The organism is Janibacter sp. DB-40 (assembly GCF_029510815.1).
In the GTDB taxonomy this organism is placed as follows: domain Bacteria; phylum Actinomycetota; class Actinomycetes; order Actinomycetales; family Dermatophilaceae; genus Janibacter.
The window spans coordinates 1,357,589-1,369,251 of the sequence record NZ_CP120360.1 but is presented as its reverse complement, the minus strand read 5'-3'; the positions used below and the strand labels follow the sequence as shown (position 1 = coordinate 1,369,251).

The following is an 11,663-nucleotide window of genomic DNA, read 5'->3' as shown; positions in this document are numbered from 1 at the left end:
CTCGTCAAATGACGTGTTAGGCCAGTCCGGCAGCCGCACGCCGCAGCCCGTCGGAGATATCGATCTTGTCGTTGTGGTCCATCGTCGGGCCGTTCATCTGGACCGTCCAGCCCTTGACGTGCTGGTGCCAGCTCCATCGCTCCTGCACAGCAGCAAGAGGAAGGAGCACCGCTGAGACGACACTGAAGTCGATGTCCGACAGCAGGACAAGAGCTGCGTAGTCGAAGCCATCGGTCCGGAACGGACTTGTCTGCAACTGACCCGACTTGGCAGGTGACGAGACCAACCGCGCCTTGACCTGCACCTTTCCATAGACCCGCGACTCGAGGTCGAACGACTTGGTCGAGTTGGCTGGAAGACGGTTACTGCCGAGTGCTTGGGACACGAGCCATTCGGCGTAGTCGCCGACCGGGGGGTTGTTGGTCCGCAGCACTCCGCGGCTCCGAAGCTCTCCGAGGAGCTGCCCCTGGAGGACGAAGAGGTCGCTGGCCGAGGCGCTGGTCAGGTCCGGTGCACTCCACAGCACGTGCGATGGCGGAGCTGACCCGCCCCTTGTCTCGGCCACGGGCCACTCCAGCGCCTCCTCCAGCACGGTCGAGCCTGCCTGCGGCTCCTTCGTGTATAGGTAGAAGCCAGGGATGGGTTCGCCTCCGTGCCCGAGGACGACACGGTTGAAGACACCCTTCTGGTTGGCCACCACGACGAAGACCGGGTCAGACGTCTCATAGGCAATGAGGTACTTCGTCACTGCCGCCCGGGTGGTGTCGCCACTGAGCCCACACTCGACGCCCCCGATCGTCACGGTGAGGAAATTCTGCTTGTAGTAGCTACCCTCAGCGAGGGTCTTGTCGTAGCTCTCACCGAGCCAGTCGGTGAGATAGGCGTTGAACTCATCGAGGCGGAGTCCGTCCTGGGGAACAGCTGCTTCGTGCATGGGAACTCCCACTTTCTGCATCGGACTGGTCAGGGAAGCGATGGTCAGTTCGCCACGGCGTGGAGGAGCGTCCGGAACGCGCTGTTGGGCGAGGCCGCCGGCAGAGCCGAGCAGACCCCCTTCGTCGCTGTCTCCACATCCACACCGCCGATCATGGCGTAGGCGATGCCCACCGTTGGGGTTCGCGACTCAGCGGCCACGCAGTGAATGAGGACCTGGTGGTCGTCGGCTCGCAGGTCTGCCACGGTCCGGGCCGCATCGGTGATGACGAGCTCGAGGTTGAGATTCGACTCCGGCGCTGGCTCGTCGATGAGGCGGAAGGGCACCTGGAGCACGCCCGCCGGGACCTGCTTCGAGCCAGTGAGGCACAGGCTGACCACGGCGGTGATCTCCTGCGGCAGCTCGTCGAGCGCCTTGACGTTGCCGAGCCACACCCCTTCGTCGAAAGGGTGCTGCACGAGGACCGGCCGGTGGGCCTGCCAGTAGGAGATGTACTCGCAGCCCGGCCAGCCGTACCCGTTGGGCTCACCGCCGCGGGTCGCGAGGAAGGCGAGCTCGACGAGGTCCTCCGCCGTACGGCCCGGGTAACCGTGGACGATCCGACGCCATGCAGCGGGGACCGCCGAGGCTCCCCACCGAGCACCGAGGAGGCCGCAGGCGATCGCCGCGACGGTGTCGGTGTCGTTGCCGATCCGGATCGCGGTGTCGAGGGTGTGCTGCAGGTGCAGGCACGCCATCTCGTCCGGGACCGGCGTGTGGTGGATCGCCGACCACGCGGCCTGCAACGCGGTGACGACGTAGCCGTTGGGGGCGAAGGTCGACGGGTCTTGGGACTCGGCTTCATCGATGCGGGCAGTCCAGAAGGCCTGGGCCTCTGCAGGGAGGTGCTGCAGGCCGGCCCGGAGATCGAGCTCGCCCTCGAGGACGGCGTGGTTGATGGCGAGCGACCACAGGGCGCAGGCTTCGCCGGCGCGGGGGTCGGTGTGGGTCAGGGCGGAGATCGCCGTCGCTGCCTCGACGATCACCGCGGGGTCGCCGAGGTGGGCGAGCGCGACCGGACTGGTTCGCATGAGTGAGCCGTTGCCGGCCGTGTGACCAGTCCGCTCGTGGAGCTTCGCGGCGGCTTGAGTCATGGCTGCTGCGAGGGCGCCTGTGTTCTCCCTTCGAGACGGTCGCGGGGCGACCTCCTCAGGGAGCGGTGGGGTGCCTGGCTTCGAGGGTCGGGTTCCCTCCCTTCGAGACGCTTGCTGCGCAAGCTCCTCAGGGAGCATTCGTGAGACATCGCCGAGGACGCTGCTGGTCTGCATGCCAATGTCCGGTGGGTGCGAGTCGTACCAACGCAGGAAGCCGCGGGCGATGTCGTCGAGCGCCTCCGGGGAGGTGAGGTCCGCTCCCTTCGCCGCGACCTCCGCGATCGCCCAAGTCATTGACGTGTCGTCGGTCCACTCCCCCGGCGCGAATCCGCCGAGGCCGCCGCCGATCATCTCGGGTCCGTCAGGGCCGAGCGGCGCGCAGCCGAACTCGTAACCGGCGCCGAGGGCGTCACCCACGGCCGAGCCGAGGATGACGCCGCAGGCGCGGTCGTTCTGTGCGGTGGTGAGATACATCAGGCCACATCTCCCCCGACGCGCAGCGCCAGGTCGTCGCGGGTTGCGCTCAGCGTGTTGAGGAAGAGCTCCAGCGTCGTCTTCAGGTGCTCCGGCGCGAAGGGCGAGGTGTCGATGATCGCCGTCTGGATGACGTCGCGGCCGATCACCTGCCACCAGATCCACGGGTTGGATCGGTTGAGAATGCCGACCTCGACTGCGGCCTGCCGGCGTGAAGTGGTCCCGTGCGCGGCTCGGGCCGTGATCTCGATGGCGGGCACGTTGGGGATGACACGGATCCAAATCCGTTGACCCTCGTGGTCGACGAAGAAGTCGTCGTCCTCGTCGCGGCCCACGGGCATCTCGGCGCCGATGGTCTGCTCGACGAGGTCGAGCAGCGTGTCGCGGTCGGCGGGGTGCGCGTAGCCGGGGCGGGCCCCCTTCGTCCACTCGAGACCCAGGACACCGGACCACTGGGCGCAGGGGCCGGATGCCCGGTGCGTCAGCAGGTGCGGGTGCGGGATCGCGGACTTGTTGCGGAGCCACATCATCGCTCGGGTCACGAGCACCGCACGGCCCCCGTGGCGCTCGTCGAGGTGGTCGCCGGCGATGGCGAGCATGAGGATGTCCCCCATGACGAACTCCATGGTCGGCAGGTCGTGCAGTCCGCCGGTTCGCCCCACCTCGAGGACGAGGCTGTCCCCTTCGACCTTCATCGTGTGGACGAAGGTCCGCAGCCGGTGCTCGAAGGCCCGCCACTCCCGGTTCGTCTCCTTGGCCCCCGCCACCAGCTCTTCGTGGTTGATGTCAGTCATCGTGACCACTTCCCCTCTTGTTTAGTTCGTCATCCTAGCTAAAGATTAGCACGTGATCCGCGCTAATGTGAGCCCATGTCCCGACGCCCCCCGCTCGACGCCTACCCCCGCCCTGGGGTGACCGTGGATCTGGCGATCCTCACGGTCACCTCAGCGGGCACCGACGACGCGGCCCTGCGGGTGCTCGTGCAGGAACGTCAGGACCCCGATGGGCGGGTGCTGCCGGGGCGGTTCCTGCGGGAGCGGCATACGGTCGTTGACACGGTGCAAGAGGTCTTCGAGCAGAAGGTCGGGGTGAGCCCGAGCGAGGTCACTCCCCCACGGCTGCTGCGGCTCTTCGACGCGCCCGATCGTGACGATCGGACGTGGGCCATCTCGGTGGCCCACTCGGTGTCGATGCCGGAGCACGAGCTCGAGGGGGCGAAGGGCGAAATGGTCGCCGTGACTCGGAACGGCACTCTCGAGGAAGGAGGCCCGCTGCTCTGGGACCACGACGAGATCGTCACGGCAGCGGTGAAGTCACTGCAGGGGCGATATGAGTTCCGGCAGCGCTACAACGACACGATGCCTGATCCGGATGGCTTCCTGACCGAGCCGTTCACACTGCACCAGCTGCGCAAGGTCCACGAGGCGGTCGTCGGCGACAAGCTGCACAAGGACAACTTTGCGCGGCGAATGAAGCCTCAGCTCACCCCGGTTATGCGAGGTGGTGAGGTGTTAAGGTCCAGCTCCGGCCGAGGCCGACCGGCCATTTCATACGTGAAATCACCCCAGACCTGAAGCAAGTGTGTTGCGGAAAGACCCTCTCGCTTCACACAGCCCGAAGAATTAACACTGCAAACAGTCGTCAGCGCGCGGCTCGGGCAAAGTGTTACATCAGTCTTCAACTTTGGAGCGAGCACCACCAGCGCCCGCACCGAGAGCCTCGGTAAGCCTTGCACGCATCCGCGCCTTCCTCTCAGTAAAGAAGTCCATGAAATCGGTTAACTCAAGAGGTAGTCCGATGAGATCGTTCTCCGCCAGGTAGGTCTGCCTCTGGGCGTCAGAAGCAAAGTGGGATTGCAACCACGCGGAAGGTTCGGCGCTCTGCTTCTCCACGTTCGCAGCGCCGACCAGTAACTGCAGATTGGGTAAAAGGTTGAACGCCTCACGGAAGTCATCCACCTGATCGGCAGGAACCCCCGAGGCAGTGAGCCGCTTGGGCGTAAATCGCGATTTAGGGAAAACGTGGTCCTGATGAAAAGACTTACCGAAGTCGAGTCCAGGGTAGAGAATCGACAGCACGGCGAATGTCCGACGACCACCGTACTTCAAGGACAACAGCTCGTCGATCTCTGTCTCTTCAAAGGCTAGCGATTTGCCAGCCCCAGACATCTCGACCTCGATCGCCTCTACAGGGAACATCGGCTCCGTACTGCTATCCATCGCGGAACGGATGCGAGTCAAAGCAGTGTCAAGCCCTGACCCCCAGACCCCTCTCTTGATGAGAGATCGGGTAACCCACTTCTGCACCTCTTGGCGGTCAGCAGCATCCTTTCCACTGTCAAGGTACGCGTCCCCAAGACCTCTACGGTGGAAATAGTAGGCGATAGGAACGATCACGCTGTCGGCCGTCAGGGTTTGATCCGTGAAGCCGAATTGGCGCAATAGGTTGGCTGCGCGGGTTAGCGCGTTCTCGATATCTGGCCAAGCCTTCTCGACTTTTGCCATGTTTTCTTGGGTGAAGTTGGACACCCTGAAGCGCAGGTCTACGCCAGCAATCATCAGAGCCGACTTGAGCACCACATCCTTGGAGAAGGAGAACTGTCGGGTACCTCCGGTGTTTAGTTCCTGAACCAGGTCGCGCACTTCCTCACGTGCGTCGAGTTCCTCCCACTGATTCGTCGCCATTGAGAGCAATAGATCCGAATAAGACAATGGGGTCCCCCCACTGTTCACGCGCACAAAGATCTCGAGAACCTTGTTCGCGTCCTGATCCTTGACCAGATAGTAGTTCATGGGTTTGTGCACCCGCACAGCTTGATGCAGATCATAGAGCCGCTGGTACGCAGCCTCGGTATTCTCCAATCCGCGATTCATCACTTCTTTGAGCATCTTTGGACCCGCATCGTCCAGAGTTAACACGTCTCCGACTTTGAACCACTTAGCTGGCTTGCCCTTAGTGGGTCTAGCTTCAGCATCATCGAGGAACTTGAGGTCGTATCTCACGCCCAACTCCTCGTCGATCGGGTCATCCGCCAAATTTAGATACAGACGCTTGGTCGGGAACGCGGCCGTGCTGTTCCACCACGCGTACTTTTTCTTCACGGCGTGACTGCCATACAGAGCGATATTTAGCGAAGTCAAACGTTGCTGACCATCAAGTATGGCGGTGGTTCCAGAACCCACCGGGACTACTGCCTTGTTGGCGTACGGCTTGTCGCGCTCATGATAGTGGGTCAGAAATTCGTAGAAGGTGTAATCTTGGGCCGTAGTGGGTTCCACGTCCCACAACAAGAAGGAACCGATCGGATACCCTCGCATCAAACTGTCCATCAACTTGATGATCTGCTCCTGACCCCACACAAATTCCCGCTGGATGGCGGGCATCAGGTACTCGTTCTTGTGGATTGCGGTCAGTAGTTCTTCGACAGTCTTGGGTGTCTGGAATGCCATGCACGGCAGGCTAGCGGCTCACGGCAGCAGGGAGGCTCGCGAGTTCATGGCAATTTCTTGGGATAAGCGAAGGTGTGCCGGTGAAGGGCCCCCTTCCCCTTCGCTCCGCGAACCGGGCTATCTGGTCGACGAAGCTGACTTTGTGTGGGTGGCCCCGGTCCCGGACAGTGGCCGAACCGCGGCACGGGTAGAAAGCGCACCACGCTCTTCAGCAACGGCGAGAGGCGTGAAACCTTTCGCAGGACGATCAGGGTGACGTCGATTGTGACCAGCGCGACCGCCAGTCCAAGCCGCTGTGGACTGGCGGGACGAGCCAGCGACGGCGAGGTAAGAGGGGCCAGACCCCAGCCACGTGGCGACCGCCTTCTGACAGAGCGAGAATTGCCGCTGATGGGTGCGGAGAGCCGCGATGGACTCACGTCTCGCCACGCTCCCGCATGCGCTCGAGTTTGTAGGCCGTCGGGGACTCGGCTTCCTCGGGGTCGCTATCAGCCAAGAGCTCCAAGGACTCCCAGTCCGTGTCCCGCATGGCGCGCTGCTCCGGCGCCACCCACGCACTGACGAGCGGGATCCCTTCCCACGCTCCCCCACGGGCGATGGCGACCACCGCGTGCGCACCGGAGAAGTCGAGCTCGACGCGCTCCACCAGGGTCTCCTCGAAGTCCGGCATCCCCGTCAGCACGACGCCGGCAGTGATCGCAGCTGCCCGGAAGCCGTCCTCGTCGAACTCGCCCCGCACGCTCTGCACACAGGCGTACTGAGGATCCTCGACGTCCGGCACGAGCGCACGGGCGACCTCCGCCAGCCCGGGGGCGTCGTCGAAGTCGATGCTCGTCTCGACAGCGGACCACCGCCGAAGGCGGCAGCGCCACCGGCGCACTGCCCCGTCCGGTCGAGTGAGCTCGTCCTCGCTCCGCACGATGCTCTCGACCCGGGTGCGGCACCGCCACGCGTGCCCGTTGGCGGGGGTATCGCTCGGCTTCTCTGAGCGCCACAGCGAGCCGTGGCCCAGCATCTCGGCCACCTCGTCGACGGCCTGCCACACGCGCGAAGGGGGCACCTCCGGGGCGGCGATGACGCTCAGGACGTCGACCGCGTCCCGGGAGAACGGCTTGGCCACAGCGACGAGTCCGGCGGCCTCGGTCCGGACGATCGTCTGCAACCCACCCTCGAGGACGAGGCGATCGTCTGAGTCCACGTGCAGGGGTTGGGTCCACCGTGGCTCGAGGACGAGTGCGGTGGCCAGGAGCAGTAAGGCGCTCTCGTCGGCCTGGATCGGGAACCGGTCGATGAGACCACGAGTCTGCTCGGAGGCCCACCGGTCCAGGTCGGCCTGGTCCGGAATGGAGCGGCTGGCGTCGGCCAGCGGCGTGGTGACACCCTCCGCCACCCACGCGCCGAAGGCAGCGGCGAGGGTCGGGTGCGGCTCCGCCAGCAACCGACGCGCAAGAGCGCTCGCCTCGTCGGTCGGCATCCCGAGGACCTCCGCGAGGCGTTTCCCGTCCTCACCGGTGACGTGCTCGGACACCGACGCCAGGAGCAGCCACAGCCCGGCATAGGAGACAACCGACGTCTCGGCCTGGTGGAGGTCACCCCGGCACCGGGCGGCGAACCTCGAGACCGCGGAAGCAGCGGAGACATCCGGCGCCGCCCACCCGTCGAAGTGCGGCCCCGGGTCCTCCACGGTCTCCCGCTGACCACAGGTGAGGCACTCCGCGGTCCACGTCCCGGGAGCGATGACACAGCCGCCCAGCCGCTGCCACGGACTGGCGATCACGTCCTCCGCCATCTCGTGCGACGGGAAGCCCATCACGATCGAGTGCGTCGCCACCGATCCGCAGCGACGGCACACGAGTCGAGGACCGCTCGGCTGATCTCCCCGGGCCATCACAGGTCCTCGAAGCGGACGCCGCCGGGCCACCCGAGGACCCCCGACCCCGGGAGCGGCAGGTTGCGGACTCCTCCCGAGTCCCAGACCCAGCCGGTGCCCCGGCCACCGGGACCCACGGGAGGCGGCTGCCACGCGGCCCACTGCTCGGCCATCTCGCGCTCTTCCGGATCGAGGTCGCCGCAGAAGCCACCGCACTCCTCGCAGAACTCGACCTCCTCGGCCGCAGCTCCGTGCGACTCCTGCCACTCGGCAAGCACCCTCTGCGCGAGGCGCGCCAGTCCCCCTTCGCCCATGGTGTGCGACGTCGTGTCCACGGTGATCCCCGATCCCTCTTACCCCCGGTGGCACGGCCTGTGCCACGTCCCCTCGTGCACTATCAATGTAGGTGGGACCACCGACAACCGAGCGAGCCTCAGTCGGCCTTCCGGGTGGTCCGGACCCCGCGCCACCTGCCCCGTGATCGGGTCGCTGCCGTCGAAGGAGAACGGGCGCTACTCGACCCCCAGATACGCCTGCACGATCTTCTCGTCAGCCAGCAGCTCGGCCGCAGGGCCGGCATGCACGATCTCACCGGTTGCCATGAGGTAGCCGTGGTCGGCGGCCTTCAACGCCCGGCGGGCGTTCTGCTCGACGAGAACCACCGTTGTACCGGTGGCACGGATCTCCCGGATGACGGTGAAGACTTCGTCGACGATCTTCGGCGCCAGGCCCATGGACGGCTCGTCGAGCAGCATCAACCGCGGCCGGGCCACCAGGGCCCGCCCGATCGCGAGCATTTGCTGCTCACCACCGGAGAGCGCGCCGGCCGGCAGCTCTCGCCGCTCGGCGAGCACCGGGAATCGCTCGTACACCTCGTCGATCGCGGCCTTGTCGTTGCTGTGCCACCCACCGAGCTGCAGGTTCTCGTGGATCGTCAGCGTGGCAAGCACCTGCCGCCCCTCGGGGACCTGGACCAGCCCGTTGGCCACGAGCGTGTGGGCCTGCGTGCGGGTGACGTCCTTGCCCTCGAAGGTGATCCGCCCCCCGGAGGGGCGCACCACCCCGGAGACGGCGTTGATGACCGAGGACTTCCCCGCACCGTTGGCACCCACCAGCGTGATGAGGTCGCCGGCGGCCACCTCGAAGGAGACCCCACGCACGGCCTCGACCCGCCCGTAGCTCACGGCGAGGTCCTCCACCGTCAGGATCGGTGCGGTCATGACGCCTCCTCCGACTCGGAGCTGCCGAGGTAGGCCTCGATGACAGCAGGATTCTCGATGATCTGCTCCGGCGTGCCGGTGGCGATGACCTCACCGAAGTTCAGCACGACGATGCGGCTGCACGTCTTCATCACCATGCCGACGTTGTGCTCGATGAGCAGGATCGTCAGGCCGTCGCTCGCCAGCGACCCGATGAGCTCCGACAGCGCATCGGCCTCGACGTGGTTCATCCCCGCGGCCGGCTCGTCGAGGATCAGCAGGGACGGGTCCGAGGCCAGGGCCCGCGCGATCTCCAGTCGCCGTTGGTCGCCGTAGGACAGCGCCGAGGCCTGGGTGCCGGCCTGCTCGGCCAGACCGACCCGCTCCAGGCACCACGCCGCATGCTGGGCCACGCGCTGCTCGTCCCGGTGGGCCGAGGGCAGCCAGAGCAGCCGCCGCAGGAAGGTCGGCTTGCTCACCAGGTGGCCACCGACCATCACGTTCTCCAGGGCGGAGAGCCGGTCGAAGAGCTTGGAGTGCTGGAAGGTCCGGCTCACCCCGGCCGCGGCGACCTTGTGCACGGCCGCTCTGGCCGGCTGCAGACCGAGCACCTCCGCGGTGCCGGAGGTCGGCTTGGAGAGGCCGCTGATCATGTTGATCAGCGTGGTCTTCCCCGCGCCGTTGGGGCCGATGAGACCGAGTACCTCACCGCCGGTGATCTGCAGGTCGATGTCCCGGTTGGCGAAGACCCCGCCGTAGTCCTTGCCCAGACCGGTGAGGCTGACGACGGTCTCGCCCGGGTCCGGGTGGACCCGCTGGGAGAGGCTGGTCTCCCCCCTTCGCCCGTCGTCGTCCCCGGCTGCACCGGTGGCCAGGCGCTGCCTGCGGTGCGGCAGGAAGCTGGCCAGACCACCGGGGAGGAAGAGGATGACGACGAGCAGCAGCAGGCTGGAGAGGAAGGGGCGGATCCAGCCGGCCTCGATGCCGATGGCGCGCTGCACCTCGGGGACCATCGTGAGGAAGACGCTGCCCAGGAGCGGGCCGATGAACATCGTCGAGCCGCCGACGACAGCCGTGACGAGCCCGTCGATCGCCTTGGCGAAACCGAAGTCCTCCGGGGCGATGAGCCGCACGTAGTAGGCCCACAGCACGCCGTAGAGCCCGGCGACCGCCCCCGCGGCGACGAAGGCGGACAGGCGGTGCCGACTGACGTCGATACCCATGGCCCGCGCGGCGAGCTCGTCCTCGCGGATGGCGTCCAGCGCCCGACCGTACCGGGAGGGGCCCTGCCGCCAGAACCAGTAGGCGACGAGCACCAGCGCCACCCACGCCATCCACGGCTCGAGCACCTTGGGCACCGACATCCCCCGGGCGCCGCCGGTCCACTCCATGTTGATCACGAGGATGCGCACCGCCTCGGCGAAGGCGAGCGTGGCGATGGCCAGGAAGACCCCGCGCAGTCGCATGGTCGGCAACCCGAGGATCACGGCGGTGACCGCACCGACGAGCATGCCGATGGCGATGGCGACGAGCAGCGCCGGCAGGTCCCCGATGTCACTGGGTGTCGGCGCCAGGGCGACCGCGGAGAAGGCTGCGAGCGAGGCGAAGCCGGCCTGGCCGAGGCTGAGCTGCCCGGCGACGAGGACGGCGTAGAAGGAGTAGGCGAAGATCCCGCCCAGGGCGATGAAGACGAAGGTCGATTCGACGAACATTCAGACCTCACGCACCTTCCGGGCACCGAAAAGACCCTGCGGTCGCACCAGGAGGATGAGGAAGAGCAGACCGAAGGCGACGAGGTCGCGCCACGAGGAGCCGACGTACTGCACCGCGAAGACCTCGGCGAGCCCCAGCAGCAGGCCCCCGACGAGCGCGCCGGGCAGCGAGCCCATCCCCCCGACGATGATCACGGCCAGCCCCTTGAGCTCGATCGCCGTGCCCATGCCCAGCTGGGCGCTGTTGACGTTCATCGCGAAGAGCGCGCCGGCGACGGCGCCCAGGGCCGAGGAGATGGCGAAGGTGGTGACCGTCACCCGGTCGACGTTGATCCCGAGGACCTTCGCGGCGGTCGGGTTCTCGGCGATGGCGCGCATGCCCCGCCCCAGGCGCGAGCGCGCGACGAGCAGGGTCAGGGCCACCATGAGCAGGACCGAGATGAGCAGGATCGCCACCTGCAGCACGGTGACCTGCGCACCGAGGATGCTGTAGGTCGTCGTCGGGAAGGACTCGGCGGGGAAGCGTCGCGTGTTCGGTCCGTATCTCCACTGGAGCAGGGCGATGAACATCCCCGCCAGGGCGATCGAGGAGATCAACCCCGCGAAGTGGGCATCGGGTCTGTTCTTCAGCGGCCGGAAGGCCACTCGCTCGATGACCACGCCGAGCACGCCGCCGACCGCGGCGACGATCGGCAGGGTGAGCCAGATCGAGAGACCGGCCACCTCGACCAGCTCGATCCCGATGAAGGCGGACACGGCGAACACTGACGGGTGCGCCAGGTTCAGCCGGTCCAGCACGCCGAAGACCAGCGTGAAGCCGATCGCGAAGAGCGCGTAGATCGAGCCGATGGACAGCCCGAGGAGCAGTTGTTGCACGTGTCCGCCTTCGTCA

Annotated in this window: 10 protein-coding genes; 1 reads left to right on the top strand and 9 read right to left on the bottom strand. The window is 66.3% G+C overall.

Annotated features, from left to right (window positions below; genetic code table 11):
- Positions 1-16: 16 nt before the first annotated feature.
- The 3 genes from PVE36_RS06480 to PVE36_RS06470 are packed head-to-tail and all read right to left on the bottom strand — an operon-like array spanning position 17 to position 3,335.
- The gene (locus tag PVE36_RS06480; RefSeq protein ID WP_277455359.1) at positions 17-934 is read right to left on the bottom strand and encodes a hypothetical protein; all 918 of its coding nucleotides are present in this window, start codon (positions 932-934) and stop codon (positions 17-19) included.
- A 44-nt stretch (positions 935-978) separates the two neighbouring features.
- Positions 979-2,541, bottom strand: coding sequence for an ADP-ribosylglycohydrolase family protein (locus PVE36_RS06475; RefSeq protein WP_277455357.1), 1,563 nt, complete (start codon positions 2,539-2,541; stop codon positions 979-981).
- Entirely contained in the window at positions 2,541-3,335 is a 795-nt protein-coding gene (locus PVE36_RS06470) for a hypothetical protein (protein ID WP_277455355.1), read from the bottom strand. The genes PVE36_RS06475 and PVE36_RS06470 overlap by 1 nt, the downstream gene beginning before the upstream one ends.
- A 75-nt stretch (positions 3,336-3,410) precedes the next feature.
- Here PVE36_RS06470 and PVE36_RS06465 point away from each other — a divergent pair, with 75 nt between their 5' ends.
- Entirely contained in the window at positions 3,411-4,115 is a 705-nt protein-coding gene (locus PVE36_RS06465) for an NUDIX hydrolase (RefSeq protein ID WP_277455352.1), read from the top strand.
- A gap of 96 nt (positions 4,116-4,211) precedes the next feature.
- On the opposite strand, the gene PVE36_RS06460 is transcribed toward PVE36_RS06465, so the two are convergent.
- The 6 genes from PVE36_RS06460 to PVE36_RS06435 all read right to left on the bottom strand — a co-directional run bounded on the left by PVE36_RS06460 (position 4,212) and on the right by PVE36_RS06435 (position 11,647).
- Positions 4,212-5,990 (bottom strand): DUF262 domain-containing protein, encoded by a 1,779-nt coding sequence (locus PVE36_RS06460; RefSeq protein WP_277455350.1) that lies wholly within the window; start codon positions 5,988-5,990, stop codon positions 4,212-4,214.
- A gap of 415 nt (positions 5,991-6,405) precedes the next feature.
- Positions 6,406-7,803, bottom strand: coding sequence for a hypothetical protein (locus PVE36_RS06455; protein WP_277455349.1), 1,398 nt, complete (start codon positions 7,801-7,803; stop codon positions 6,406-6,408).
- A 74-nt stretch (positions 7,804-7,877) separates the two neighbouring features.
- Positions 7,878-8,195, bottom strand: coding sequence for a hypothetical protein (locus tag PVE36_RS06450; protein ID WP_277455348.1), 318 nt, complete (start codon positions 8,193-8,195; stop codon positions 7,878-7,880).
- Positions 8,196-8,372: 177 nt separating this feature from the next.
- On the bottom strand, positions 8,373-9,080 hold the full coding sequence (locus PVE36_RS06445) for an ABC transporter ATP-binding protein (RefSeq protein WP_185989909.1): 708 nt from the start codon (positions 9,078-9,080) through the stop codon (positions 8,373-8,375).
- Positions 9,077-10,771 carry a branched-chain amino acid ABC transporter ATP-binding protein/permease gene (locus PVE36_RS06440; RefSeq protein ID WP_277455344.1) on the bottom strand — a complete coding sequence of 565 codons (1,695 nt, stop codon included), beginning with the start codon at positions 10,769-10,771 and terminating at the stop codon, positions 9,077-9,079. The genes PVE36_RS06445 and PVE36_RS06440 overlap by 4 nt, the downstream gene beginning before the upstream one ends.
- Positions 10,772-11,647 carry a branched-chain amino acid ABC transporter permease gene (locus PVE36_RS06435; protein ID WP_185989911.1) on the bottom strand — a complete coding sequence of 292 codons (876 nt, stop codon included), beginning with the start codon at positions 11,645-11,647 and terminating at the stop codon, positions 10,772-10,774.
- Positions 11,648-11,663: the final 16 nt, after the last annotated feature.